Source organism: Plantactinospora siamensis (genome assembly GCF_042434095.1).
GTDB lineage: Bacteria > Actinomycetota > Actinomycetes > Mycobacteriales > Micromonosporaceae > KBS50.
In genome coordinates, this window is record NZ_JBHLUE010000026.1 from 381,090 (window position 1) to 406,563 (window position 25,474).

At 73.0% G+C, this 25,474-nt stretch carries 20 protein-coding genes; 14 read left to right on the forward strand and 6 right to left on the reverse strand.

All coding sequences use genetic code 11. The features are described 5' to 3' along the window. Window positions 1-74: 74 nt before the first annotated feature. Both ACFFHU_RS27065 and ACFFHU_RS27070 read right to left on the reverse strand, forming a co-directional pair. The gene (locus tag ACFFHU_RS27065) at window positions 75-908 is read right to left on the reverse strand and encodes an endonuclease/exonuclease/phosphatase family protein (RefSeq protein WP_377343130.1); all 834 of its coding nucleotides are present in this window, start codon (window positions 906-908) and stop codon (window positions 75-77) included. A gap of 46 nt (window positions 909-954) precedes the next feature. Beyond that, complete coding sequence (locus ACFFHU_RS27070; protein WP_377343131.1) at window positions 955-1,623, reverse strand: DUF2306 domain-containing protein; 669 nt, start codon at window positions 1,621-1,623, stop codon at window positions 955-957. Window positions 1,624-1,932: 309 nt separating this feature from the next. Here ACFFHU_RS27070 and ACFFHU_RS27075 point away from each other — a divergent pair, with 309 nt between their 5' ends. Beyond that, window positions 1,933-2,649, forward strand: coding sequence for a hypothetical protein (locus ACFFHU_RS27075; RefSeq protein ID WP_377343132.1), 717 nt, complete (start codon window positions 1,933-1,935; stop codon window positions 2,647-2,649). Here the strand turns inward: ACFFHU_RS27075 and ACFFHU_RS27080 are convergent. Next, window positions 2,586-3,800, reverse strand: coding sequence for an RCC1 domain-containing protein (locus ACFFHU_RS27080; RefSeq protein ID WP_377343133.1), 1,215 nt, complete (start codon window positions 3,798-3,800; stop codon window positions 2,586-2,588). The two genes, ACFFHU_RS27075 and ACFFHU_RS27080, sit on opposite strands and share 64 nt — an antisense overlap. 289 nt (window positions 3,801-4,089) lie before the next feature. After that, a complete protein-coding gene (locus tag ACFFHU_RS27085) occupies window positions 4,090-5,106 on the reverse strand; it encodes a CDP-diacylglycerol diphosphatase (protein WP_377343134.1) in 1,017 nt (338 codons plus the stop codon). 224 nt (window positions 5,107-5,330) lie between these two features. On the opposite strand from ACFFHU_RS27085, the gene ACFFHU_RS27090 reads away from it, so the two are divergent. The 11 genes from ACFFHU_RS27090 to ACFFHU_RS27140 all read left to right on the forward strand — a co-directional run bounded on the left by ACFFHU_RS27090 (window position 5,331) and on the right by ACFFHU_RS27140 (window position 20,156). After that, window positions 5,331-5,786, forward strand: coding sequence for a Fur family transcriptional regulator (locus ACFFHU_RS27090; protein ID WP_377343135.1), 456 nt, complete (start codon window positions 5,331-5,333; stop codon window positions 5,784-5,786). After that, window positions 5,783-8,059 carry a catalase/peroxidase HPI gene (katG, locus tag ACFFHU_RS27095; protein ID WP_377343136.1) on the forward strand — a complete coding sequence of 759 codons (2,277 nt, stop codon included), beginning with the start codon at window positions 5,783-5,785 and terminating at the stop codon, window positions 8,057-8,059. Before ACFFHU_RS27090 ends, katG begins: the two co-directional genes overlap by 4 nt. Before the next feature lie 145 nt (window positions 8,060-8,204). Beyond that, entirely contained in the window at window positions 8,205-9,710 is a 1,506-nt protein-coding gene (locus ACFFHU_RS27100; RefSeq protein WP_377343137.1) for a tyrosine-protein kinase domain-containing protein, read from the forward strand. 64 nt (window positions 9,711-9,774) lie between these two features. Beyond that, window positions 9,775-11,001, forward strand: a complete 1,227-nt coding sequence (locus ACFFHU_RS27105) for a sugar transferase (RefSeq protein ID WP_377343138.1) — start codon at window positions 9,775-9,777, stop codon at window positions 10,999-11,001. Beyond that, window positions 10,994-12,598 carry an oligosaccharide flippase family protein gene (locus ACFFHU_RS27110; RefSeq protein ID WP_377343139.1) on the forward strand — a complete coding sequence of 535 codons (1,605 nt, stop codon included), beginning with the start codon at window positions 10,994-10,996 and terminating at the stop codon, window positions 12,596-12,598. The genes ACFFHU_RS27105 and ACFFHU_RS27110 overlap by 8 nt, the downstream gene beginning before the upstream one ends. Continuing rightward, window positions 12,595-13,446, forward strand: a complete 852-nt coding sequence (locus ACFFHU_RS27115) for a class I SAM-dependent methyltransferase (RefSeq protein ID WP_377343141.1) — start codon at window positions 12,595-12,597, stop codon at window positions 13,444-13,446. Before ACFFHU_RS27110 ends, ACFFHU_RS27115 begins: the two co-directional genes overlap by 4 nt. Continuing rightward, window positions 13,443-15,542, forward strand: coding sequence for a glycosyltransferase (locus ACFFHU_RS27120; protein WP_377343142.1), 2,100 nt, complete (start codon window positions 13,443-13,445; stop codon window positions 15,540-15,542). The genes ACFFHU_RS27115 and ACFFHU_RS27120 overlap by 4 nt, the downstream gene beginning before the upstream one ends. Continuing rightward, the gene (locus ACFFHU_RS27125; RefSeq protein ID WP_377343143.1) at window positions 15,539-17,002 is read left to right on the forward strand and encodes an O-antigen ligase family protein; all 1,464 of its coding nucleotides are present in this window, start codon (window positions 15,539-15,541) and stop codon (window positions 17,000-17,002) included. The genes ACFFHU_RS27120 and ACFFHU_RS27125 overlap by 4 nt, the downstream gene beginning before the upstream one ends. Beyond that, window positions 16,999-17,982 carry a glycosyltransferase family 2 protein gene (locus tag ACFFHU_RS27130; protein WP_377343144.1) on the forward strand — a complete coding sequence of 328 codons (984 nt, stop codon included), beginning with the start codon at window positions 16,999-17,001 and terminating at the stop codon, window positions 17,980-17,982. The genes ACFFHU_RS27125 and ACFFHU_RS27130 overlap by 4 nt, the downstream gene beginning before the upstream one ends. Then, window positions 17,973-19,184 (forward strand): glycosyltransferase family 4 protein, encoded by a 1,212-nt coding sequence (locus ACFFHU_RS27135; RefSeq protein WP_377343145.1) that lies wholly within the window; start codon window positions 17,973-17,975, stop codon window positions 19,182-19,184. Before ACFFHU_RS27130 ends, ACFFHU_RS27135 begins: the two co-directional genes overlap by 10 nt. A gap of 6 nt (window positions 19,185-19,190) precedes the next feature. Beyond that, the gene (locus tag ACFFHU_RS27140; protein ID WP_377343146.1) at window positions 19,191-20,156 is read left to right on the forward strand and encodes a sulfotransferase family protein; all 966 of its coding nucleotides are present in this window, start codon (window positions 19,191-19,193) and stop codon (window positions 20,154-20,156) included. Window positions 20,157-20,278: 122 nt separating this feature from the next. Here the strand turns inward: ACFFHU_RS27140 and ACFFHU_RS27145 are convergent, their stop codons facing one another. Together ACFFHU_RS27145 and ACFFHU_RS27150 are read right to left on the reverse strand one after the other, a co-directional pair. Further along, entirely contained in the window at window positions 20,279-21,613 is a 1,335-nt protein-coding gene (locus ACFFHU_RS27145; protein WP_377343148.1) for a CE1 family esterase, read from the reverse strand. 348 nt (window positions 21,614-21,961) lie between these two features. Continuing rightward, window positions 21,962-22,828, reverse strand: coding sequence for a helix-turn-helix transcriptional regulator (locus ACFFHU_RS27150; RefSeq protein ID WP_377343149.1), 867 nt, complete (start codon window positions 22,826-22,828; stop codon window positions 21,962-21,964). A 102-nt stretch (window positions 22,829-22,930) separates the two neighbouring features. On the opposite strand from ACFFHU_RS27150, the gene ACFFHU_RS27155 reads away from it, so the two are divergent. Together ACFFHU_RS27155 and ACFFHU_RS27160 are read left to right on the forward strand one after the other, a co-directional pair. Beyond that, a complete protein-coding gene (locus tag ACFFHU_RS27155) occupies window positions 22,931-24,367 on the forward strand; it encodes an MFS transporter (RefSeq protein WP_377343150.1) in 1,437 nt (478 codons plus the stop codon). Between the two features lie 109 nt (window positions 24,368-24,476). Continuing rightward, window positions 24,477-25,466 carry a quinone oxidoreductase family protein gene (locus tag ACFFHU_RS27160; RefSeq protein WP_377343151.1) on the forward strand — a complete coding sequence of 330 codons (990 nt, stop codon included), beginning with the start codon at window positions 24,477-24,479 and terminating at the stop codon, window positions 25,464-25,466. Window positions 25,467-25,474: the final 8 nt, after the last annotated feature.

Below are 25,474 nucleotides of genomic sequence, written 5' to 3' on the forward strand. Positions count from 1 at the left end.
GCCCGGTCCTCGCGGCCGGACTCCCGGCTGGCGGGAGGCCCCCGATCGGGGCACGCGACCCCCGGCCGGGCGGCCTACCCGCCCGGGTCGGCGGTCAGGTCCAGGTCGGCCAGGAGCCCGAAGTGGTCGCTGAGCCACACGCCCTCGACCGCCCGGTCACCGACGAGGCGGGCGGCGACGATCCGCGGCCCGCCGTCCGGTCGGGGGGCCGGGAGGCGACCGACCAGCACATAGTCGATGCGCCACCGGACGGGCCGCCCGATGGTCTGCCGCATCTCGGCCGCCGCGGTCGGGTTCCTCGCCGACCAGGTGTGACCCGGGCCGCGACCGGCCACTGCCCACGCGTCCTGGAAGCCGGCGCCGGATCCGGCGAGCGCCGGCGAGCCGCACAGACGACGGATGCCGGCCTCCCCGGGCCGGGCGTTGAGGTCCCCGGCCACGATGGTCGGCAACCTGCCCCGGTGCCGCTGGTCGATCTCGGTGATCTGCTCGGCCTGCCGCTCCCGGGCCGCTGCCGCCTCCGGCTGCCAGGGGGTGGTGGGCGCCACGAGAAGCAGACGGCCCGCCGGAACGTCGACCGCCACGGCGAGGGTCCACCAGTGAGCGCCGGCCGGGTGCTCCTCGCGTACCTCGACCACCCGGTGCGGCCAGCGGGTGGCCACAGCGGTCCCGCCGTACCGCTCGGTGCCCGGCGGCGGATCACCGAGCACCCCGGTCTGGTGGGTGGTGTGCCGCAGCCCGGTGCCCGCCAGAAGCGCGACCAGTTGCCCGCCGCGCCGGGGATCGCAGACCTCCTGGAGGCAGACCAGATCCGGCTCGAGCGCGCGCACCGTCCGGTTCAGCAGGTCGGTCCGCCGAGGATCCCCCGCGTCGTGGTAGACGTTCCAGGTCAGCACGCGCAGGCGCATCCCGGCAGCCTAGTGACCGGTCGCCCGGACGACGCCGGCCGGCCGGTCACCGGGTCTCCGGCATGGCCACGGCCCGTGTCCGGAGGGGCTCCGGTGTGCGGGGACGGCGCCTGATGAGGCGTTCGACCACGATCAGGTTGATGATCCAGCCCAGGGTCTGGCCGATCGGGATCATCGACGGCGCGCGTGCTCCGATGGACCCGGCGTCGGCCCCGCCGAACGGGATCTGGACCAGCAGCAGCACCGGGACCAGGATGCGGGCCGTCACGGCGAGGAAGGTGAGCGCGTAGTTGCGCATCATCCAGGCTCGGTGATCGGCGAAGTCACGCCGCCGGGCGGCCCGGTATGCGAGGCCGCCGGTGATCAGCCACAGCACGGCCGCCGTGCTCAGTCCGACCTGCGTGAGGAGCCGGTCGGACCAGATGGCGACCGGAATGGTGGCCAGCGCCGACGGCAGCACCCCGGCCAGCAGATAGACCCGCCCGATGGCCCGGTGGATTCGCCGGCGCGCCCGGACTCGCGGCATGAACTGCAGCGGGCCGAGCATCAGGGCCACCGTGGCGGTGAAGATGTGCGTCACGAGGACGGCGTAGCGCAGGCCGCCGCGCACGTCGATCCGGCTGTGGTCGATGTCGAGGCTGAGATACGGGTACGCGAGCACCAGTCCGAAAATGATTGCCACGATCAACAGCAGCCACGCCGTCGGTCTGCGCATGACCCGGTCCTCCCATCGCCTGGCGCCATGATGTCGCGGCGGCGTGGCCGGGTCGTCCGTCGGAAAGCAACCATGGTCCTACGCAAATCAACGTATCCGCCCCGGCCGGGCGGCGGCGCCGACGCCGCCGCCGGCCCGGAATGCGTCCCGTCGCGGGCGGGCGTCGCGCGGTTGCCAACAGCTATGCCATGCGGTACATGTACCACTCGGTACATTGTGTCGTCGTGCGGTCCCCGGGCCCCGGCCATCGGGGCATCGCTCGGTAGTGAAGGACGGCGGCGGCTGTCCGGGAAGAGGAGGGCGGAAGGGATGCCGACCAGCCGGCGCCAGCCAGCGACCTGGTGGGCGGTGGCCGTTGCCATCGCGGCCGTCCTGGTCATCGGCGGCCTCGCGTACCACCGGTCCACCACGCCCGACGCGGGACAGGTCCGCACGGCCGTCGACAACGCCGCCTACCAGTTGGAGCGGACGCCCGTCACCGGGCTGGGCTCGTACGACGTCACCGAGGCCCTATACCAGGGCAACCGCGGCGGGCGATCGGGCAATGTGGCCGCGTACCTGACCGTGACGGACGTCGGGCGGTCCGGCGACACCCGCTACTTCGAGATCACCAACCACGGCGGCGATCATCCGGTCTGCCTCGCGGTGACCGTCTCCGTTCAGCTGCTCGACGCGGGGCCGACCTTCCCGCGAACCTCGGTGACCGACGGCCGGTGCCAGCCGCCGTCACCGTCCGCCACGCCATCGCCGTCCCGGGGGAAGCCCGTCGGGTCTGCGGACGGTCGCGCAATCCTGGGCCCTGACGGTCGCCGCGGCCGTCGTCCGGTCGCGCTGACCAGACGCCCAGGGCGACGAGTGGATGCCCGCTCGGTCCCACTTGATCGACCGACCCGGAGAACGGCCAGCCGGGCTGCCGGCACCGCTCTCCGGGCCGCCCGATCGGGACGACGACCGGATGTTCGTCAGCTCGGCAGGGTCACCTGGGCCGGGGTCGACCGCTGGTTGGTGGTGCCGTCGCCGAGCTGACCGGTGCCGTTGTAGCCCCAGCACCACAGGCTGGCGTCGGCGCGGAACCCGCAGACGTGGTAGCTGGCGACGAAGTCGCCCGTCCAGGTTGTGACGGCGCCGATCTGGCCCGGGGCGTACCGGTTGGTGGTGGTGCCGTCGCTCAGCTGGCCGGCCATGTTGTTGCCCCAGCACCAGAGGGTGCCGTCGGTGCGCGCCGCGCAGGTGGTGTCGAACGTCGCCTCGACCCGGGTCCAACTGGTTGCTGTGCCGACCTGGACCGGCGCGGTCTGGTAGCTGCCGCTCATGCCCAGCTGCCCGTACCCGTTCTCACCCCAGCACCACAGCGTGCCGTCGCCGCGGACGGCGCAGGTGTGCGCGTAGCCGGCGGTCACCCCGGTCCAGGTGGCGGCGGTGCCCACCCGGGTCGGCGTCGTCGCCGGCAGAAGCGTGCCGAGGCCCAGCTGCCCGCTCGAGTTGTCGCCCCAGCACCACAGCGAGCCGTCGGTGCGGGTGGCGCAGGTGTGCCCGAAGCCGGTCGTGACGCTCGACCAGGTGGTGGCCGTGCCCACCTGGATCGGGCTGGTCGCGGTGTAGGGGGAGGTGCCGCCCTGACCCAGCTGAGCCAGGCGGTTGAAGCCCCAGCACCACAGGGTGCCGTCGGTCCGGGTGGCGCAGGTGTGGCTGTCTCCGGCGCTGACGCTGGCCCAGGTGGTGGCGGCACCGACCTGCACCGGCGTGTTCCGGCTGGTGTACGTGCCATCGCCGAGCTGGCCCCGGCTGTTGCTGCCCCAGCACCACCGGGTTCCGTCGGTGCGGATTCCACAGGTGAAGCTGGTGCCGGCCTCGATCCGGGCCCAGTTGGTGGCCGTGCCGACGCGTACCGGCGTGGTCCGGGCCGTGGTGGTGCCGTCGCCGACCTGGCCGCTGCCGTTGCTGCCCCAGCACCAGAGCGCGCCGTCGGCGCGGATGGCGCAGGTGTGGCCGTAACCGGCGGCCACCCGGGAGTCGGCGGCGGCCGTCAGCGCGGCGGTCAAGGAGCCACGGTCGGTGGGCCGGAGCGCGGCCGAGGCGTCCGGGCTCGCTGCGACGAGGCCGGCCAGACCGAGCGCGGCGATCGACGCCACCGCGAAGGCGAGTCGCAGGCGGCGGCGGAGGGGTTCATGAGGCATGGAGCACTCCATCTGAACGAGGATCTGGTGACGTCCATCTCGCGCAGAACCCGGGGCGTCGCCGACACTGGGACACCTTCTGGCGCTCGGACAGGTCGCGCTGGCTCGCGGACGGCGCCCATCCCGTCCGGACGAGCCGACTCCGGCTGACTCACGGCACTCGATCGCTCGGCGCCTTCATCCTCCGGTGGCGAGCGCGGTGAAGTCAATCGATTCGATGGTCGAAGAAGGACCTGCACGGCCCGGGGCCGTCCGGCCGAGCGGTCATCGGGCCCGGCGAGCGCTCGGGCTACGCGTACACGAGCAGGAGGTCGCTGGTGCCCGTGCCGCCGGGATAACCCGGCGGCCTGATCGGCATCAACGCCTGGCTGTTCAGGACGTAGAACCCGCCGCTGCCCGTGAGGCGGGGGGTCACCACCAGCATCTGCTCACCCATCGTGGTGTTGTTCGGTCGCACGATGTAGTCGCGTAGCAGCGTGAAGAGGTTCGTGTTCAGGTCCGCTACGCGCAACGCCCGGTACGTACGCCGATCGGTGGCCCCGGCGGCATTGCGCCCGACGACCCGGACGAACTGGTTGCGCCACCTGGCCGGATTGTTGGTGATGGTGCTGTCGACGCTGTTGAGCTGACCCTGGATCCCGGAGAGGATCCCGGCCATGTGGATGTGCAACTGGTCCTGCATCCGGTCCCCGATCGAGTTGATGCCCAGGCCGATCTGGGGATAGTGCACATAGCCGGGCGCTCCCTGCTGGGCGTTGTTCCACGCGGCCAGCCAGTAGTTCGGTGCGGCGGGCGTGGCGATCCACGGGCACTCGATGCCCTTGACGCGGCAACTGGGAACGGTCAGGTAGTCGTGGTCCGAACCGGAGCCCCCGTTGAAGATCACGTAGTCGAGGGTCGTGGAGAGGCAGCTGGGGAACGGTGGCCCTGGTTTCTGTCCCTCGCAGACCTGGACGGCCTCCCACAGGTAGACCCTGGGTCCGGTGTCGTTGACATAGCCGCAGTCGAACGATTCCGCCGGGCAGTTCGCGCCGCCCGGTGGAGGTGGGGGAGTGGGCTCGGGCGTGGGTGGCCGGCATCCGTCGTCCGGCGGCCAACCGTCCGAGGGCCAGTCGCCCGACGGCCACCCGTTGGGCGGTCCACCGTGCGGTGGTGCGTCGACGGCGGGTGCGCCGCCGCCCGGCCCGGCGTCGGCCAGCACCCGGTCGGCGCCCAGCATGCCGAGAATTCCCGTGGCGCCGGCCACCCCGGAGAGCTTCACGAAGTTACGCCGGCGCATCTTCCCGTCCGCCCTGCTGCCGCTCATCGACACCCTCCTGAGTTCCGGGACCGGGACGCCCCAGCCGGCTGTTCGCCCGCGCCGGTCAGAATGCGAAGGCCAGGCGCGAATTACCTGAGACTAGGACAAATACCCCGAATCGGTACGATCGGTGTCGGTCGTCACCTGATCGGGTGGCTGCTTCCCCCGCGACGCCCGGCCCGTCCGCGCCAAACTTGATTCGTTCCAAAAGAGTGGACTATGTTCGTGGCATGGCGTCCGACTCCGAGGCTCGGCTGCGGGCGGCCTCGTTGCGGGTGACCCGGCCCCGGCTGGCCGTCCTCGCGGCGCTCCGCGACCACCCGCACGTCGACACCGACACGGTGCTCGACCTCGTCCGGGCCGATCATCCCACGGTCTCCCACCAGGCCGTCTATGACGTGCTGCGGGTGCTCACTGACGCCGGTCTGGTCCGGCGCATCCAGCCGGCCCGCGCCACGGCACGGTACGAGTTGCGGGTGGGGGACAACCACCACCACGTGGTGTGCCGCTCCTGCGGCGCCATCGCCGACGTCGACTGCGCCGTCGGCGACTCTCCCTGTCTGACCGCCTCCAACGATCACGGGTACGTGGTCGACGAGGCGGAGGTCGTCTACTGGGGCAGCTGCCCCGACTGCGCGACCGAGCGCACGTCCCAGCGATCCGCCAGTTCGGAAGGAAGCAGATGAGCGACACCCAGGACAACGCACCGGCCAGCGCGCAGGGCGTGGACCGGATGGAGGCGGCCGGCTGCCCGGTCGCGCACGACTCCGTGACCGCGCAGGGCAGCGAGAGCGAGAACCCGGCGATCGACTCGCCGACCACGAAGACCGGCGGTCGCCCGCGGAGCAACCGGGACTGGTGGCCCAACCAGCTGGACCTGTCGGTGCTGCACGCCCACTCCGCCAAGGGCAACCCGCTGGGCGCGGACTTCAGCTACCCGAGGGAGTTCGCCAAGCTCGACGTCGAGGCGCTGAAGCGGGACATCACTCAGGTCCTCACCACCTCGCAGGACTGGTGGCCGGCCGACTTCGGCCACTACGGCGGCCTGATGATCCGGCTGAGCTGGCACGCGGCCGGCACCTACCGGATCGAGGATGGCCGCGGCGGCGCCGGCGACGGCGGCCAGCGGTTTGCCCCGCTCAACAGCTGGCCCGACAACGCCAACCTGGACAAGGCCCGCCGGCTGCTGTGGCCGGTCAAGCAGAAGTACGGCCAGAAGGTCTCCTGGGCCGATCTGCTCGTGCTCGCCGGCAACGTGGCCCTGGAGTCGATGGGTTTCAAGACCTTCGGCTTCGGCTTCGGCCGCGAGGACGTCTGGGAGCCCGAGGAGATCTTCTGGGGTCCGGAGGACACCTGGCTCGGCGACGAGCGCTACTCCTCGGACACGGAGATGGCCGCGGGTGTCGGGGCCACCGAGATGGGACTCATCTACGTCAACCCGGAGGGGCCGCGCGGCAACGCCGACCCGGCCGCGGCCGCGCACTTCATCCGGGAGACCTTCCGCCGGATGGCCATGAACGACGAGGAGACCGTGGCCCTCATCGCCGGCGGTCACACCTTCGGCAAGACCCACGGCGCCGGCCCGGCCGACGACCACGTCGGCCCCGAGCCCGAGGGCGCGCCGCTGGAGAACCAGGGCCTGGGCTGGCTGAGCACGTACGGCAGCGGCAAGGGCGGTGACACGATCACCAGCGGCCTCGAGGTGACCTGGACCGACCGGCCGACCCAGTGGAGCAACCGCTTCTTCGAGATCCTCTTCGGCTTCGAGTGGGAACTCACCACGAGCCCCGGCGGCGCCAAGCAGTGGGTCGCGAAGGACGCCGACGAGATCATCCCGGACGCGCACGACCCGGCGAAGAAGCACCGGCCGACGATGCTCACCACCGACCTGGCGCTGCGGGTGGACCCGACGTACGAGAAGATCTCGCGCCGCTTCCTGCAGAACCCGGACGAGTTCGCGCTGGCCTTCGCCAAGGCCTGGTTCAAGCTGCTGCACCGCGACATGGGTCCGGTCAGCCGCTTCCTCGGCCCGTGGGTGCCGGAGGCCCAGCTGTGGCAGGACCCGCTGCCGGCGGTCGACCACGAGCTGGTCGGCGACGCCGACGTGGCCGCCCTCAAGGCCAAGGTGCTGGACTCCGGCCTCAGCGTCGCCCAACTGGTCTCCACCGCCTGGGCGTCGGCCGCCAGCTTCCGCTCGACGGACAAGCGCGGCGGCGCCAACGGCGCCCGGATCCGGCTGGAGCCGCAGCGCGGCTGGGAGGCCAACCAGCCCGAGCAGCTCGCGACGGTCCTGCAGACGCTGGAGGGGATCCAGCGGGAGTTCAACGCCGCCGGCGGCGCCACGATCTCGCTCGCCGACCTGATCGTGCTGGCCGGCTCGGCCGCCGTCGAGAAGGCGGCCCGGGACGCCGGAGTCGAGGTGACCGTGCCGTTCCGCCCGGGGCGTACGGACGCCACCCAGGAGCAGACCGACGTCGAGTCGTTCGCGGTCCTGGAGCCGCGCGCCGACGGGTTCCGCAACTACCTGCGGCCGGGCGAAAAGACCCAGCCGGAGGTGCTGCTGGTCGACCGCGCGTACATGCTCAGCCTGAGCGCGCCCGAGATGACCGTGTTGGTGGGCGGCCTGCGCGCGCTCGGGAACAACGTCGGCGGCACGACGCACGGCGTCCTCACCGACCGGCCGGGCGTGCTCAGCAACGACTTCTTCGTCAACCTGCTCTCCCCGGGCACCCGGTGGAAGGCGTCGGAGTCCGACGAGCACGTGTACGAGATCCGCGACCTGGCCACCGACGAGGTGAAGTTCACCGCCACCGCGGTCGACCTCATCTTCGGCTCGAACTCCCAGCTGCGGGCCCTCGCCGAGGTCTACGCCAGCGAGGACGCCCGGGAGAAGTTCGTGGCCGACTTCGTGCGGGCCTGGACCAAGGTCATGGAGCTGGACCGCTTCGACGTCGCCTGATCCCGCTGCACCCATACCGCGCCCCGGTCGATCCTCGTGATTGACCGGGGCGCGGTCTTTCCGTTTTCGGCCGTTTAGCCCCCTGATGTCCATTTACCGGCCAGACTGGTTCCCGCCTCGCTGTCTAGGTTTGGTGGGAGATGTCATGGCTGGCTGGCGGACCATGCGCGCCGTACGCCGTAGTTGGTGGTTGGTGTTGGTGGCACTGGTCGTCGGATCCGGGGTCGCCTGGGGCGTGACCGCCGCCGTCCCCCCGCGGTACGAGGCCGACACGGTCTTCCTGCTCTCGTCGACCGGGACCGGTCCGAGCGACGTCTTTCAAGGTGGCGCCTACGCGCGGGACCGCGCCGACCTGTACGCCGACCTGGCCCACGGTGAGCGCCTCGCCGCCATGGTCGCCGCTCGGGACGGCATCGGCCTGACCGGTCCGCAGGTCCAGGGTCGGCTCAGCGCCCAGCGGACGGAGGACACGGCGCTGATCCGGGTGGCCGTCACCGACACCGACCGGGGTCGTACCGAACGCCTGGCGGAAGCGGTCAGCGAGGAGTTCGGCAAGCTGGTGGCGAAGCTCGAGACGCCGGCCGGCCACAAGTCGGCGCTGCTGCGCGCGGAACCGGTGGCCGGGCCGACGCTCAACCCGAACCCCGTCTTTCCGCGGCCGCTGCGCAACCTCGGCATCGGACTGTTGCTGGGTCTGGTGGTGGGCGTGCTCGCCGCGGCGGCACGGGAAACCTTCGACCGCACGGTCCGGGGCCCCGACCAGCTCGTCGAGGCGGCGATGGCCCCGGTGGTCGCCGTGGTGCCGCACCGCGGCTGGCCGTCGCGCCGGCCGGTGGTGGTCGACGCCGGCTATCAGCCGGCGGCGGAGCCGTTCCGTCAGCTCCGGACCCGACTGAGCCACCGCGACGGCTCGATCCCGCACCAGGTTGTCGTGATCACCAGCCCGGTACCCCGGGACGGGCGATCCAGCACGGCGGCCAACCTGGCCCTGGCCTTCGCGGCGACCGGCAAGCGGGTGCTGCTGGTCGAGGCCGACTGGCGGACCCCGCGCGTCGGCCGCTATCTGGGGCTGGAACCGGGCGCCGGCCTGTCGGATGTGCTCGACGGGCGGCTCGACAGCGCCGGTGCCGTACGCCGGCTCGGGAACTCGACGCTGTGGGTGCTGGCCGCCGGGACCAGCCCGAACAATCCCAGCGAGCTGCTCGACTCGCCGGCCATGGCTGAGCTGCTGCGCCGCGAGCGGAACGGGTACGACGTGATCCTGATCGACACGCCACCCGTGCTGCCCGTCGCCGACGCCACGGTGCTGGCGGGCCACGCCGACGGCGTGGTGTTGGTGACCCGGGCCGGTCGCGTCACCGACGAGCAGGTTCGAGCCGCCGCCGAGATGCTGCGCGACGTGGGCGCCCGGGTGCTCGGATGCGTTCTCAACGACGTACGCCGGTGGGACGTCGCGGCCGGTCGGCACGCCGGCTACCGCTCCGGACCGCCCGCCGCGGCGGTCGTTCCACTCCAGCTGTCCGCGGCCACGGTGCCGCAGGCCGGCCCGGTGGCGCGGAACGGTACGGCGCCAGCGGAGACCGCAACCGCCCGCTCGGCATCGCCGGATCCGACCCCCGACGCTGGTCGTGGGCGCGGACCGGCCCGCTGAGGCGCCCCAGGCCCGCCACGGCCGCACCGACGCGTTCCGACGCCCCGAAACCCAGGTGATCTCATTGCGTACTCGTGGATCGACCGATCGTATTCTGCCGATCGCCGCCGTCCCGGGTGAGGGCACGACCCGGTTGGCGGCCGGGGCGGTCGGCTCGGCTCCGGCCGACGCCGCGGCGCTGGCGCCGCCCGTCGCGAGCGGTCCGTGCCGGCCCGCCCGCACGGACCCCTGGCGACCGCCGGCCGCGCCCGGCGAGGCGCTGTCCCCGGCCGCGCCCGGCGAGGCGCTGTCCCCGGCCGCGCCCGGCGAGGCGCTGTCCCCGGCCGCGCCCGGCGAAGCGCTGTCCCCGGCGACCACCGGGGACCCCCGCGACCCGGTTGCCACCGCACCGGCCCGCCGACGGGCGCGGGTGGTGGTGGTCGACTCGCCGGAGCGGCACACACCGGACCGGCTCGACCACGAGTTCGAGGTGGTGATGCGGCTTTCGGTGCCGCAGGCCGTCGAGCGGATCGACACGGTCCTCCGGTTGTGTCAGCCCAAGCTGATGCTGGTCAAGCTGCCACTGGACGATGTGGACCCCCGGCTGCTGGCGTCCTGTCTGGCCGCCCGGGTCAACCTGTTGGTGCTGGCCCGCCCGACCTACGGTCTGCTCCGACCGGCCCGGCTGCGCCGACTCGGTGGCCTGGTGTGGGTCCCGGTGCGCTGGCCGGCGGGGCCGCCGGCGTGCGGCCGGCTCAAGCGCGCCCTTGACCTCGGGATCGTCCTGCTCGCCCTGCCGGTGCTGCTGCCGGTGATGCTCGTCATCGCGGCACTGACCTGCTGGGACGGCCCACCGCTGTATTTCCAGCAGCGGATGGGGGAACGTGGGCGGCTGTTCCGGATCGTGAAGTTCCGGACCATGCGGGTGGACGCCGAGCGCGACACCGGCCCGCGCTTCGCCGTACCGGGAGACCTCCGGGTGACCAGGATCGGCGCCCTCCTCCGGCGGACGCGGCTGGATGAACTGCCCCAGGTCTGGAACGTCCTGCGCGGAGAGATGAGCCTGGTCGGTCCCCGGCCCGAACGGCCGGCGTTCGTCGCGGAATTCCAGCGGCTGCAGCACTACGAGCTGCGCCATCTCATCCGGCCGGGGTTGACCGGCATCGCGCAGCTCACCGGCGGCTACGCGGCCAGCGCGGAGGAGAAACTCCGGTTCGATCTGCTGTATCTCAGCTACCGCTCGCTGCGGTTGGATCTGAACCTGCTCGTCCTGACCGCCCTCGACATGCTGCGCGGGTTTCCCCGTGGCTAGCCTCCGGGTCGGCATCGGCTGGCAGGTCGCCCGCAGCACCGGAAGCCTGTTGGCCTCCCGGGCGGTGGTGGCGGTCGCCACCCTCGTCTCGCTGCCGATCGTCTACGACGGGCTCGGCGCGCACGAGTTCGGCGTCTGGGCGCTGCTCGGCGTGCTGGCCACCCTGTTCACGCTGATCGATCTGGGCCTCGGCCCGGCGCAGATCCGGGAGGTGGCCCGGGCGCACGATGCCGCTGGCCGACGCTATGCCCGGGCCTCGCTCGGCCTGGGCCTGCTCTGCGGGGTCGCCCTCGGCGTAGCCGCGATCGTCGTCACCCTGGCCGGCTGGCCGCTGCTGGCCCGGCTCTTCCACATCATCGGTCCTGCGCAGCAGGCGCGGGAGGCGGCGCTGTGGCTGATGGTCGGAGTGCTCGCGGACCAGGTGTCGGTGCCCTGGCGGGCGATGCTCGCCGGCACCCAGCGCTACACCGCGGTTGCCGTCGTCACCGGCCTGTGCGCCGTGCTGACCGCCGTGCTTGCGGTGCTGGTGATCCGGCTGGGCGGCGGGCTCGCCGCGCTGGGCGCCACCACGGCGGCCACCAACGCGATCCGCACCATCCTGCTGATCGCCGTCGCGCAGCGGAAGGTCCGGAGCCTGACGCCCAGCCTCCGCCGGATCCGCCGGTCCGACGTCCGCAGCGTCCTCGGGTACGGGTTGCCCGTCCAGCTGACCAAGGTCGCCGGCACCGGCACCGTGGCGCTCAGCCCGCTCGTCGTCGGCGGCGTCTTCGGTCCGGCCGCCGTCGGCGGTTTCGACCTCGCCGGTCGGCTGCTCAGCCTGCTGCGACTGCCAGCCGACCTGCTCTTCACCGTGCTGTTTCCGGTGACCGTCGCTCAGTTCGCCCGGCACGGCCGGCAGTGGATCGACGAGTTCTACCACCGCTTCACGGGGTACGTCACGGCGTTCGCGGCGCCGTCTGCCGCCGCCATGGTGGTCTGTGCCGAACCGCTGGTCAGGTTCTGGATGGGGCACGACGTGCCCTGGGCGGCCGGGTCCATCGCGATCCTGGCGCCCGGGTACGCGCTGGGGCTCGTCATCGGCGTGGCCACGCTGGTCACCCGGACCGAGGGCAAGCCCGGCCGGGAGACCGCATCGCTGATCGTCGCGCTCGTGGTGAACGTCGCCCTGATCTATCCCATGATGCGGCTGTGCGGGCCCCTCGGGGCGGCCACCTCCACCCTCGTGGCGATCGTCATCAGCACCGTCGGCTTCTTCCTCCAGTTCCACCGGGCCACCCACCGACCGGTGCTGCCGCTGCTGCGAGCGGCCGCGCCGGGCACGCTGGCGAGCGTACTGGCGGCCACTGCCGGCTGGCTGGCCGCGCCGCACCTGCCGGACCTCGCCGGCCGCTGGGGCGCCGGTGTCACCACCGCCTGCCGCGGCACCGTCGTCCTGGTGGTGGGCGGGGCCGTCCTGGCGGCGACGCAGCTGCTGGACCCGGCCGTACGGCCGCACGCGTGGCCACGTCCGCTGCGCGCTCGGCGCCCGGCCGTCGGACCCGTACCCGGCGTGCCGGCGGCGGCCCGCCAATCCGAGATCGAGAGGGACTTCGCATGACCAGTCTGATCGACACCTGCCAGTGCATCGTCTGCGGGAGCGACCGGCACGAGCCGGCACTCGACGGCCTGCTCCGGCGCTGCGCCGCGTGCGCGTTCCACTGGACCGCCGATCGGCCGGGCAGGATCGACACGCTGTACGACGAGTCGTACTACGAGACCGAGTCGTACCGCCAGTACTTCGACCGGGCCGAGCAGTGGCGGTACGAGGCGACCCGGCGGCTGCGGTGGCTGCTGAGCGCGGTCAGGCCGAGGTCGCTGGTGGAGGCCGGCCCGGCCGGCGGGTTCTTCCTGGAGGCGGCCCGGCAAGCCGGCATCGACGCCACCGGCGTCGAGGTCTCCGAGGTGGCCGGCCGGTACGCCCGCGAGCAGTTGGGGGTGCCGGTCCAGCAGGGAGTCTTCGAGGAGGTCGTGCTGCCCGCCCCGGTGGACGCCGTCTGCGCCTTCCATGTGCTGGAACACGTGGAGGACCCGGCCACGTTCCTGCACGCTGCCCGGGACCGGCTCGTCACCGGCGGCTGGCTGGCGCTGGAGGTGCCGAATCTCGGCTCGGTCGCGGCCCGGCGTGCCGGCGCGTCGTGGGTCGACCTCGCGCCGCGTTACCACCACTGGCACTTCGACGCGGACTCGCTGACCCGGCTGGTCGCCGGCTGCGGGTTCGCCGTGACGAGGGTGGACACCCTCTTCGCGACCGGATACCTCCGCCCGCGCAGGCTGCTCACCCGGTGGGGAGCCGCCGGTTCCTGGCGGGTGTTCCGGGCCACCGGCTCGTTCCGCTCCAGCCACCCTCGACTCGGCGACTATCTCCGGCTGGTGGCCCGGCGGACCGAGGGGGCGCGCCACTCATGAGCGGCCCACCACTGACCAGCCGCCGGCCCCGGGGTGGCGGAGTCGGCACCGTCGAACCTGCCGGCCCGGCGACGCCGCTCGTCTCCGTCCTGCTGGTCAGCTGGAACACCCGGGAGAAGACCCGGCGCTGCCTGGAATCGCTGGCCGCCGCCGCCACCGGCGCGACCCGGTACGAGCTGATCGTCGTCGACAATGGCTCGACCGACGGCTCCGCGCAGCTGCTCGCCGAGCGCGCCGACGTGCGGTTGCTGCGCAACCCCGGGAACCGGGGCTTCGCGGCGGCCGTGAACCAGGCGTACCGGGAGGCGCAGGGCGACCTGATCCTCCTGCTGAACAGCGACGTGGAATGCCGCCCCGGCGCGCTCACCGCGCTCGTCGACTTTCTCGCCGACCGGCCGGAGGTGGCCGGCGTCGCGCCACACTATGTCGACGAGGACGGCGAGCCGGACAACCAGTATCTCGGCATGCTGGGGTTCCGGGCCGCCGTCGGGCTGGCGGTCGGTCTGCGATCGATGCCCGGCCTGCGCGGCGCATGGCGCAGGTACCAGCTGCGCGATGTCGATTTCGGCGCGGCCCGGCCGGTGCCGCAGCCGCCGGCGAGCTGCCTGCTGCTCCGCCGGGGTGTCCTCCCCCCGGATCACATCTTCGACGAGGGCTACCCGCTGTACTTCAACGACGTACGGCTGGCCCAGCAGCTGTCCACCGCGGGCCGGCCCCTGTGGTCGACGCCGGACGCCGTGGTGGTGCACAACCCCGGTACGTCCGGGCGGATGCTGCCCGCCGCGACCCGCAGCCGGCACCACCTCGGCGGTCTGGTGCGCTTCGTCTCCCAGACCCAGCCCCGGCGCCGGTTGTGGCTGCTGCGACTGCTGGTCCTGCTCAGCCGGCCGCTGCGCGCGGTGGTCCGGGCGCCCGGCCGGCTCGGTCCGCGGGATCTGCTCGCGGCGGTGCGCGGCGACTGCGGCGCGCTCCCCGACGATCTGCGGCCCTGGCTGGTGATGTTCAGTGGCGTCGCCTGGCGGACCGAGGCGCACCGGCAGCACGCCCTGGCCCGGGAACTGGCAGCCGATCGGCGGGTCCTGTTCGTCGAGCCGCCCGGCAACCGTCCTCGCTGGCGTTTCCGGGTCACCCCGATCGAACCGTCGCTGTGGCGGGTGACGCCGCCGGCCGTCCTGCCGGGCGGCCGGCAGTTGCCGCCGGCGAACTGGGTCAACCGCTGGCTCGCCGCCAGGTTGATCCGTCGTTGGCTCGACCGGCATGCCGGGCAGCGGTTGGCCTGGATCGACGACGACCTGTCGCTCGCCGCGGCCCGCCGGCTGCGGGCCGATTCGATCGTCTATGACTGCACCGACCTGTCCTGGACCTTCGCCCGACCCTGGAACCGCTGGCACCTGCGGCGCGGCGCCCGGCGGGCGGTCCGGGCGGCCGACCTGGTGCTGGCCTCGTCTCCCGCGCTGCTCGACCGGCTGCCCTCCGCGACCGCCCCGGTCGTCCTGGTGCCGAACGCCTGCGACCCGGAGCGCTTCAGCCGGTCCGGTCCGGTCGCGGAGTGGACGGCCGAGCTGCCCCGTCCGCTGCTCGGCTATGCCGGCGCGGTCGACACCCGGGCCTTCGACGCGGGGCTGGTGGCGACCGTGGCGCGGCTCCGCCCCGACTGGACCTTCCTGCTGGTGGGTCCGCAGACCGCCGCCGGTCGGGCCGCGCTCACCGGGCTGCCCAATGTCGTGCTGCGGGGCATGGTGGAGTTCGCCGACGTCCCCGCGATCCTGCGCGCCTGCGACGTCCTGCTGATCCCGTACCGCGTCGGGGAATTGATCGACTACGTCCAACCAAAGAAGCTCTACGAGTATCTGGCGCTCGGCAAGCCCGTGGTGGCCACCCCGCTGCCGGCGCTTCGGCACCTCGACGAGCCGATCCACCTCGCCGCGGGGGCCGCCGCCTTCGCGGCAGCCATCGACGAGGCGCTGCGGGAGGAGAACGCCGACGCTGCCGCTGCGCGTCGGGCAGCGGCCGAGCGCAACACCTGGTCCCGCCGGGCCGACCGGGTCCGGGAACTGTTCGACGAGTGCGCGGCGCGGCGCGGAGACCGGCGATGAGATCCGCGGCCATGAGCTCGGCGGCGCTGAGACCCGTGGCGGTCGGCGTGCTGACCGGTGTGGCGGCCGGGGTGGCGGGGCTGGTCGTCGTCCTTCCGGCCGACGGATCGTTCGTCGCGGCCCTCCTGGGCGGGTCCACGGCCCGCGTCGGTGATCTCGGCCTGCTCGTGACCGGCGTGGCGGTGTGCTGGGCGGTGTTCACCCTGTGGCCGTCGACGGTGCTGCCGACCGCGGTCATCACCGTAACGAACCTCGCGGGCCTGTTCGGTGACGGCTCGATCCGGGCCGTCATGGGCGTGCACGCGCTGGTGCTGGTTGCCGGCGCCGCGGGGCTGATCACCCGCCGGCTCCTGTTCCGGCACCCGGAGGCCCGGTGCAGGACCGTCGCCGACGTGCCGATGGCGGTGGCGGCGCTCGTGATCGTCACCGGGGCCGGGTACGGCCTGCTGCTGGGCAACGCTCCGTTCGGGGTGATGCTCGCCGGCTACCACTTCGCGGTGATCCCGGCGTACTACTTCCTGGCGACGTACACCCTGAACACCCCGGCTCGACTCCGTTCGGCGGCCGTCCTCTTCGTCTCGGCGTCCGCGCTGCTGATCGTGACCAGCCTGGCCGCGCCCGGGCGGCACGGCGGGGTGTGGGCGCTGGTGATCGCCCTGCCGCTGCTGGTCATCAGCTGCCGGACGACGGGTTGGCGCCGGATCGGCCTGGTGGCGATCGCCGCGCTGCACCTGATGGACGTCGCGCTCGCCGCCTACCGGACCACCTGGGTGGCCACGGGGGTGGCCGTGCTGGTCCTGCTGCTGCGCGGCGACCGGGCCGTCCGCCGCATGACGGCGGCCACGGTGTTGGCCTCGACAACCCTGCTGGTCGGCGTGTTCGCGCTCAGCTCCGGTGTGCGGATCCGGGCGGAGTCGATGGACTCGGCGTTCGATCGGGACGCCGGCTTCCGGGTGCCGGAGGCGATGGTGGGACTGCGGGTGTTCCTGCACCACCCGATCCTCGGCGGCGGCATCGGGCAGGTCACCCCGCAGGCATACCTGTCCGGACGCGGGTTCATGGAAGTCGGCCCGCTGTACCACGTCTACCACGTCATGATCCTGGCGAACCTCGGCCTCGTCGGTCTCGCGGCGCTGCTCTGGCCGCTCATCCGGACGCTGCGCGTCGGGCTCGCCTTCCGCTCCGGCCCACCGTTCGCCTTCGCGGCCCTGATCTGCGGCTTCATCGTCGCGGTCGCCTTCTCGGGGCCGACGACCGGCCACTGGACGCTGGGCCTGCTGCCGGCCCTGGTCCTGCTGACGATGCGGTGGGGGATGGCCGGCGCCGATGCGCCGGCCGGCCACCCGCCCGCGGCTGCTGTTCCGGCGGTCGGCGGTGCGGCGGCCGCCGCACCGCGGCAGTCGGCCGAACCGATCGATGACGGTCGTCCCGTCCATCCCGTCTTCATGGAGGCTCGATGACCACAGTGGATGCCACGGCGATCGTCGTCACCCACAACTCCGTGTCCCAGGTGCAGGACTGTCTGTCGGCGCTACTGTCGGCGGGGCTGCCGGTACGGTTGATCGACAACGCCTCGACCGACGGCACTCCCGCCCTGGTCGGCGCGCGGTTTCCGGCGGTGGACCTGCTGGTGAACGACGAGAACGTGGGCTTTGCCAGGGCGGTGAACCAGGGCCTCGCGGGCGTGCGCACCGGCTCGGTGCTGCTGGTCAACCCGGACTGTGTGCTGCCGCCGGCCACCGCCCGGGGCCTGGTCGAGGCGCTCCGGGACCGCCCGGAGGTCGGCGTGGTGGCGCCGCGGCTCATCGCCCGGGACGGACGGGTGGCGGTGAGCGCCCATCCGTTCGAGTCACTGACCAGCGTCCTGGGCTGTCAGTTCGGCGCGGCCCTGTTGCCGGTGCCCGTACGCAAGCTGTTCAGCGGCCGTAGCCGTCGTCGGGCGTACGACGCCTGCCTGCGGCCCGGTGAGCCCCGCACGGTCGACTGGGTGAGCGGCGCCTGCCTCGCGGTACGGACCGACCTGCTGCTCGACCTGGGTGGCCTGGACGAGGGCTACTTCATGTACTACGAGGATGAGGAGCTGTGCCTGCGGGCCTGGCGCCGGAACGCGGCGGTGCTCTACCTGCCCACCGTCTCCGCGACGCACGTGGGCGGAGCCAGCAGCAGCCCGGGCCAGACCTGGCCGCACCTGTACGCGAGCCGCCTGCGCTTCTTTGCCCGGCACCGACCCTCGACCTTCGGCCCGGTCCGGTTGGCGGTGCTGCTCCGCGCGCTGCTCGGGACGGCGCTGGCCCTGGCGCGTGGTCTCCTCCGGCCCGGGCCGGCCGCGCGGCGGCGGGTCCGGGCCTGGCGCGAGATCTACCGGATCGCCGCCGCGGCCGACCGGACGACGCTGAGCCAACCGGTACCGATGACCAGCAGGAGCCCATCATGCACGTGATGATCACCGCGGTTGGTGCCCGCACCGAGCACTGGATGGACCTCTTCGCGGTCCTGGCCGCCCAACCCGACCTCACGGTGACCGTGGTGGTCGCCGACGTTTCCGCGACCGCCCGCCAGGAACTGGCGGCCATCGAAGAGCGCACCGGGCTGCGTTACCACGTCCTGGCGCACCGGTGGAGCGAGGGCCGCACCGGGCACATGGCGTCGGTGCTCTTCGACCGGGACGGTTTGCGGTCGGTGGCGGAACGCGATCGCCCGGACGTTCTGCACCTGATCGGGGAGTCGTCGTACCTCTCGACCTGGCAGATGTTGCGGCTCCGGCGGCGGTGGTGGCCACGGGTGCCGGTGACGCTCTATGCGGCGCAGAACGTCGTGATGCGGTTGCCCGTACCCTTTCCGCTGCTCGAGCGGCACGCGTACCGGTCGGTCGACCATGCGCTGCCGATCACTCCGGCCGCCCTCGCGGTGCTACGGGCCAAGGGGTATCACGGACCCGCGACCATCGTGCCGCTGGGAGTGGACACCGCCCGCTTCGCGCCGGCGCCGGTACGGGCGGCCCGGTCCAGGCCGTTCACCGCCGGGTTCGTCGGCCGGTTGGAGCCGCACAAGGGGATCCGGGACCTGCTCTGTGCCGGCGAACTGCTCGACTGCGACCTGTTGCTGGTCGGCGACGGCAGCCTGCGGCCCGAGGTGGAACGCGCCGCCGCCCGTCGGCCCGGGCGGGTCACCCTGCGGGACTGGGCCGACCATGCCACGCTGCCCGGGCTGATCGGCCGGATGGACGCGCTCGTTCTGCCCTCCGTCGAACTCGTCCAGCGCAACGTCCTTCCCTGGGTCGGGATCCCGTTGCGGGAGCAGTTCGGCCGCGTGCTGGTCGAGGCGATGGCCTGCGAGGTCCCGGTGGTGGGCAGCGAGGTCGGCGAGATCCCGTACGTGATCGGTCCGGCCGGCCTCACCTACCCGGCGGGGAACGCCACCGCCCTGGTCGACCGCCTGGCCCAGCTGCGGGACGATCCGGAGCTGGCCCGGAAGTTCGCTGCCCTTGGCCGGGAGCGGGCCGTGGGCGAGTTCGGCTGGGATCGGATCGCCCAGACCCTGTGCCGGATCTGGTCGGCCGAGCACGATCGGGCCAGGTTCCGGCGCCGCACCGACGGCGTCCTGGCCGGATCGGGTGGCGCCACCACCACCGGACGGAGCTGAGGCGTCATGCGGGTGCTCTACATCGGCGGGGCGGGTCGCAGCGGTAGCACCCTGCTCGACCGGATGCTCGGCGCCCTCCCCGGCGTCAGCGCGCTCGGTGAGGTGGTGAACCTGTGGGGCGTCGTCCGGCTGACCGACGACTACTGCGCCTGCGGCCGTTCCTACGCGCGCTGCGACTTCTGGGTCGCGGTGGGCGACAAGGCGTTCGGCGGATGGGACCAGATCGACCTCGGGCGCGTGCGGGAACTGCGTACGCTGGCGCTTCGGCTGCGTAACGTGCCAGCGCTGGTCGGCGGTCGGCTCGGTCCTCGGCTGCGCGGGCAGCTGGCCGAGTACGCCGCTTACACCACGGCCGTGTACGCCGCAGCGGCCTCGCTGACCGGGGCCGAGCTGGTGGTGGACTCGTCGAAGGTTCCGGCGATAGCCCTCTGCCTGCGCCGAGCGGCCGGGTCCGATCTGCGGATGGTGCATCTGGTGCGGGACCCGCGCGGCGTGGCGTACTCGTGGACGAAGGTGGTCCCCCGACTGGAGTCGAACGTCGGGCAGACCATGCCGCGGTTCCCGCCGGTACGCTCGGCGCTCAGCTGGGACGTACACAACCTCGGGGCCGCGCTGGCCGGTCGATCGGGCCGACCCGCCGGGCGAGCCCCGGAAGGGCTTCCGGTGAAACGGCTCCACTACGAGCACCTCGTGTCCGATCCGCAGGGCACGATCCGCGGCATCGGCGCGTTCGTCGGGTTGGACGTCGGCTCCGATGATCTGGCCTTCCTGACCGACGACCACGTCAACCTGCCGGTCCACCACATGATCGGTGGCAACCCGATGCGCTTTCGAACCGGGCGGTTGCCGTTGCGGCGCGACGACGTGTGGCGGACCGCCCTCCCGCGGCGGCACCGCCGGCTGGTCACGGCCCTGTGTGCTCCGCTGCTCGTCGCGTACGGCTACCCGTTGCGGACCCGGCTCGACGAGTAGCCGAGCGCGGTGGGTCGGTCGCGTGGGTCGGTCGCGGTGGGTTGGCCGCGGCGCGGCGAGCCCGGTGAGTCGGTGGCGGGCCGGGGGCCCGGAGCCGGGATCGGCTCCGGGCCCGCCGACGATCAGGAGCCGGTGCAGCCGACGTTGCTGGGCGGGGTGGCGCCGTCGCCGGTGGCGGTGAACCCGAAGGTGGTCGAGGCGTTCGCGCCGAGGTTGCCGTTGTAGGCGGCGTTCCGGACGGTGACGTTGCCGGTGGTGCCGGTGTTGGTGCCGTTCCAGAGGCTGCTGATCGCCTGCCCGCCGGCCAGCGTCAGGCGTACGGTCCAGCCGTTCAGGGGGGTGCCGCCGTTGTTGGTGACGGTGACCTCGCCCTGGAACCCGCCGGGCCAGCTGTTGACCGAGCGGTAGGTGGCGGTGCAGGCGCCGGGCCCGCCGGTCGGCGGCGGGGTGGTGGGCGGGGCCGTGCTGGGCGGCGGGGTGGTCGGCGGCGCCGTGGTGGGCGGCGCGGTGGTGGGCGGCGCGGTCGTCGGCGGCGCGCTGGTGGGCGGGGTGGTGGACTGGAACTGGCTGAAGAACCGCCAGATCTCACCCGACGTCCAGGTCCGGGAGTCGTTGGGGCTGCCGGAGCCGTCGACCGGGCTGGGCGTGTGGTCGCCGTCGAACGCGGCCCACTGCACCGGGTAACCGGCCCGGCAGCCGGCGTACGCCGTGGTGATGTGGGTGAGGCTGCCCTGGCTCGGTTCCGGCGGGTTCTGCGGGGTGCAGCCGTTGTTGCGGACGAACGTGTCCCGCAACGACCGCCCGTTCGAGATGTTCAGGACGCTGTCGTGGATGCCGTGGATGCCGAAGTACGCGACGGGCTGGGTGCCGCCGTTGCATCCGCTGAGGTTGGCGCCGGACAGCACGGTGACCGCGCGGACGATGGTTGGCCGGGCGCAGGCGACCGCGTAGCTCATCGCCCCGCCGTAGCTCCAGCCCAGCGCGAAGCGCTGCGTGGTGTCGACGCACAGGTCGTTTTCGAGCTGCCGGTCGATGTCGTCGAAGAGGGTCAGGTCCCGACCGTTGGTGTTGGCCCAGCCCGCGTCGATGCCCTGCGGCGCCACGAAGATGGTGCTGTTGTTCGACAGCGGCTGCAGGCCGTAGTAGCCGGCCGAGGCGACGTTGCTGGCCGAGCCGTTCAGCCAGTGGAACGCGAAGATCAACCGGTACGGGTGGTTCCGGTCGTAGCCGTCGGGGATCCGCAGGATGTAGCTGCGGTTCTGGCCACCGCTGGAGATCGTGTGCGTGCCGTTCGTCAGCGTGGGCGCCTTGCCGCAGCCGGCGGTGGTGGCGAGGGTGCCGTTGGTGGCGGCCACCGCGGTGCCGGTGAGGCCACCGTTGAGTGCTCCACCCACCGCCGCCACGACGAGAAGTGCCGCGGCCGCGACGGCCGAGGCGAGGTACTTCGGTCTTGACATCACGCAACTCCGGGGAAGTAGGGGCTGTTAGCGTTAACAGCAGGCCGCAGGTTGATCGCTCTCCGAGGGACCGGGGTGGTTTCGGCCGGGTCGGGCGCGCCGCCGTACGTCGGGGCCGCTTCGGCTGCCCCGCGCGCGTCGTCCCGGCCGGATGTGCTCTGCTCCGGCGAGAGGCTGTGCTGGGTGCCCGGCTGGACCGATGTCGACACGAACAACCGATCGACTCCGGTCGATTGGAGTATTGCACCGGTGTTAACGTGTGTCAATTGCTGGACCGATCGGTCGGCGGAGCGCCGTGAGAGCCGGCACCCGCCGCCCGCTCTTCCCACGGCGCGGGCCGCCGCGGATTCAGCGCCTCCCGCGCCCGAGCAGGCTGAGCGCGTCCGCGGCGGGGGAGCCGGCGGCCGCGGTGTGCGTCAGCAGCCGCTGTCCGTGACTGTCGGGCAGGTGTAGGGCCTCGTAGTGCAGGTCGAGGTCGCCCAACTGGGGGTGGTGCAGCCGCTTGGTGCCGCTCGAGCAGAGGCGTACGTCGTGTCTGGCCCACAGCCGCGCGAATTCCGGGCTGTTGATGGACAGCTCACCGATCAACTCCGCCAGGCGCCGGTCCTCCGGATACTGGGCGGTGATGTACCGCAGGGACGCGACGGCCAGGGCCGCCTCCTCGGCCCAGTCGCGGTACAGCTCTCGGGTGTGCGGGTCGAGGAAGAGCAGGCGCAGGTGGTTGGGGCGGGCTCCGGGCCGCTCGGGCGCGGACGGGTCCAGGTGGCCGGCGAACAGCGCGTGGCCGATCGGGTTCCAGGCGAGGATGTCGCAGCGCCGCCCCAGCAGCAGCGTGGGAACGTTCGGCATGGACGCCAGGAGAGCGGCCGCGCCGGGGGCCGGTGTCTCGGTCCGGGCGGCCGCCCGCCGCTTGGCGGGTCGGGGTCGGGCCAGCGCGAACAGGTGGGTGCGTTCGGCGTCGTCGAGGTCGAGCGCCCGGGCCAGGGCCTCGATGACCGCGTCGCTGGCGTTGGTCGATTGCCCCTGTTCGAGCCGGATGTAGTAGTTGACGGAGATGCCGGCCAACCGGGCGAGTTCCTCGCGGCGCAGCCCTGGGACGCGGCGGGCGCCCCAGGCGGTGATTCCGGCGTCCGCGGGGGTCAGCGCCGCCCGCCGGGTACGCAGGAAGTCACCCAGTTCGTCGGTCTGCCGGATGCGGTGCGGGTGGCCGTTCACGCCTCCAGTGTGCTCGCTGCGCCGGAGCGGTGACTGTCCCTGCCAGGGGTACCAAGCGGCGGGTGCTGGCCGCGACGACGGCGTGGCCGCAGAGTCGGACGCATGAACTCCGACTCCGCCACCACCCTCGCCATCCCCGACGAGCCGGCCACGCGGGCCGGCCGGCTATCGGACCGGATCGCGGTGGCCGTCCTGCTCACCGCCAGCTTCACCCTCGCCGTGGACTTCTCCATCCTGAACGTCGCCCTGCCGCGGATCGGCGCCGACGTGGGGATGGCGCTGGCCGACCTGCAGTGGATCTCTACCGCCTTCGCCGTGTGCGCCGCCGGGTTCACGCTCTTCTTCGGCCGCTGCGCCGATCTGTTCGGGCGCCGCCGCCAGTTTCACGCCGGCATCGCTCTGCTGGGCGTGGCCTCGCTGGCCGGCGGCCTGGCCGGCGCCCCCTGGGTGCTCCTGCTCGCCCGGGTCGCCCAGGGCCTGGCCACGGCGGCGGTGACCCCGGCCGCGCTGTCGCTGCTGACCACGTCGGTGCCGGCCGGACCGATGCGCCGGCGCGCGCTGGGCCTCAACGGCGCGCTGATGGCGGCGGGCTTCACCACCGGGGCGATCATCGGTGGCCTGCTGACCGACCTGATCAGCTGGCGATGGGCCTTCTTCGTCAACGTGGTGGTGGCCGCCCTCGTGCTCGTGGCCGGGCCCGCGACCCTGCGGGAGAGCCGTGCCGCCGGTCGGTCCCGCCTCGACGCCCCGGGAGCGGTGACCGTGACGCTCGCCCTGGTCGCCGGCGTGTACGGGCTGACCCAGGCCGGCGTGCGCTCCTGGGCCGACCCCCGGTGCTGGGCGTCCCTGCTGGCAGCCGCGGCACTGCTCGGCGCGTTCGTGCTCACCGAGCGCGTCGTCGCCGACCCGCTGATCTCCCTCCACGTGCTGGCCCGCCGGAGTGTCGGCTGGGGGAACCTCGCCGGTGTGCTCGCCTTCGCCACCGAGACCTCGGTGGTGTTCCTGCTGACCCTGTACCTGCAGCGGGTCCGGGGATACACCCCGCTGCAGGCCGGGCTCGCCCTGGCCGTGCTGGGCGCGGGAACCGTCCTCGGCGGCCTGCTCGCACCGCGTCTCATCGGCGGAATGGGCGGCAAGCGCGCCATCGTGGCTGCGTTCGTCGCGCAGGCCGCGGCCACGCTCCCGCTCGCCTTTCTCGGCCAGCTCCCAGGTTGGCTGGCCGTGCTGCTGGTGGCGACCTTCGTCGGTGGCGTCGCCAACCTGGTGGCGATCGTCGGTTTCATGGTGACCGCCACCTCCGGCCTGCCGGACGCGGAACAGGGGCTGGCCACCGGGTTGGCGACCATGAGCCAGCAGGTGGGAATCACCCTGGGAACGCCGATGATGTCCGCGGTGGTCACGGCGGCGGGCGCCACCGCCGCTGGCGGCGTGTCGCACGGCGTCAGTACGGCTCTCGCGGTCAACGCGGCGGCCTGCGTCGCCGCGGCGGTCCTGTTCGCCCGTACCCTCCCGGCCGCCCAGCGCGAGGTGCCGGCCTGAGCAGCGGCCAGGCGCGACCGTCGCGACCGGCGGCCCGCGGGCCTGTGCCATCCGCGCACGCCTCCCGTTACCGCGTACGCTCCGACATGCCGCATTCGAAGGGACAGCGATGCAGGCCCTCGTGTTCGACCGGCCGGCCCTCGACACCAGCGCCACCCGGATCGCCCGCCTCGAGCCGCCGACTCCCGGGTCGGGGCAGGTGGCCATCCGCGTGGCGTACGCGGGCATCAACTTCAAGGACGTCATGTCCCGCCGCGGTGACCCGGGGTACGCGCCGCGGTGGCCGTTCGTCCCCGGCGTGGAGGTCAGCGGAACGGTCGTCGGGCTCGGACCGGAAGCGTCCGGGCACCGCGTCGGCGACCCGGTGGTGGCGCTGACCAACGAGGGTGGCCTGGCCGAGATCGCCGTGGCCGAGGCGGCGCTGACCGTCCCGATGCCCGCCGGGCTCGACCCCGGCCGGGCGGCCAGCGCGCCCGGCGCCCTCACCACCGCCATCCTGCTGCACGATCACGCCGCGCGGGTCCGCGCCGGCGACATCGTCCTGGTGCACAGCGCCGGCGGCGCGGTCGGGCGTTCGCTGGCCGATGTGGCCCGGGCCCGCAGCGGCGCCCGGCTCGTCGGCGTGGTCGGCGCGGCCACCCGCGTCGGGACGGCGCGGGACGCCGGCTACCCGACCGTCCTGGTCCGCGGCGACGCCCTCGCGGCCGACGTCCGCGCCGGCACGTCCGGCCGGGGCGTCGACGTGGTGCTCGACCCGCAGGGCACCGCCTTCCTCCACGAGGACCTCGCCGCGCTCGCGCCCGGCGGCCGGATCATCCTGTTCGGCAACGCCGCGGGCGGCGAGCTGGCCGCGCTTCCCCCCACCCACCTGCTGTACCGGCACAACGCGTCCGTGGGTGGCTTCAGCCTCGCGGCACTCTCCGCCGACGCCCCGGCGATGGTCGCCGCGGCCATGCGCGCCGCCCTCTACATGCTGGCCGCCGGGGAGTCAACGTCCGAGGTGGTCGTGCTTCCCGGCCTGGCCGCGACCCCGGACGCCCAGCAGGCGCTCGCCGACGGCGCCGGCAGGGGCAAGTACGTCGTCCGGGTGTCCGGCTGAGCCGGCCG

Coding starts and splice junctions, on each gene's coding strand:
- ACFFHU_RS27065 (WP_377343130.1), bottom strand. CDS start 908: ATGCGCCTGCGCGTGCTGACCTGGAACGTCTACCACGACGCGGGGGAT.
- ACFFHU_RS27070 (WP_377343131.1), bottom strand. CDS start 1,623: ATGCGCAGACCGACGGCGTGGCTGCTGTTGATCGTGGCAATCATTTTC.
- ACFFHU_RS27075 (WP_377343132.1), top strand. CDS start 1,933: ATGCCGACCAGCCGGCGCCAGCCAGCGACCTGGTGGGCGGTGGCCGTT.
- ACFFHU_RS27080 (WP_377343133.1), bottom strand. CDS start 3,800: ATGCCTCATGAACCCCTCCGCCGCCGCCTGCGACTCGCCTTCGCGGTG.
- ACFFHU_RS27085 (WP_377343134.1), bottom strand. CDS start 5,106: ATGAGCGGCAGCAGGGCGGACGGGAAGATGCGCCGGCGTAACTTCGTG.
- ACFFHU_RS27090 (WP_377343135.1), top strand. CDS start 5,331: ATGGCGTCCGACTCCGAGGCTCGGCTGCGGGCGGCCTCGTTGCGGGTG.
- katG (WP_377343136.1), top strand. CDS start 5,783: ATGAGCGACACCCAGGACAACGCACCGGCCAGCGCGCAGGGCGTGGAC.
- ACFFHU_RS27100 (WP_377343137.1), top strand. CDS start 8,205: ATGGCTGGCTGGCGGACCATGCGCGCCGTACGCCGTAGTTGGTGGTTG.
- ACFFHU_RS27115 (WP_377343141.1), top strand. CDS start 12,595: ATGACCAGTCTGATCGACACCTGCCAGTGCATCGTCTGCGGGAGCGAC.
- ACFFHU_RS27120 (WP_377343142.1), top strand. CDS start 13,443: ATGAGCGGCCCACCACTGACCAGCCGCCGGCCCCGGGGTGGCGGAGTC.
- ACFFHU_RS27125 (WP_377343143.1), top strand. CDS start 15,539: ATGAGATCCGCGGCCATGAGCTCGGCGGCGCTGAGACCCGTGGCGGTC.
- ACFFHU_RS27130 (WP_377343144.1), top strand. CDS start 16,999: ATGACCACAGTGGATGCCACGGCGATCGTCGTCACCCACAACTCCGTG.
- ACFFHU_RS27135 (WP_377343145.1), top strand. CDS start 17,973: ATGCACGTGATGATCACCGCGGTTGGTGCCCGCACCGAGCACTGGATG.
- ACFFHU_RS27140 (WP_377343146.1), top strand. CDS start 19,191: ATGCGGGTGCTCTACATCGGCGGGGCGGGTCGCAGCGGTAGCACCCTG.
- ACFFHU_RS27145 (WP_377343148.1), bottom strand. CDS start 21,613: ATGTCAAGACCGAAGTACCTCGCCTCGGCCGTCGCGGCCGCGGCACTT.
- ACFFHU_RS27155 (WP_377343150.1), top strand. CDS start 22,931: ATGAACTCCGACTCCGCCACCACCCTCGCCATCCCCGACGAGCCGGCC.
- ACFFHU_RS27160 (WP_377343151.1), top strand. CDS start 24,477: ATGCAGGCCCTCGTGTTCGACCGGCCGGCCCTCGACACCAGCGCCACC.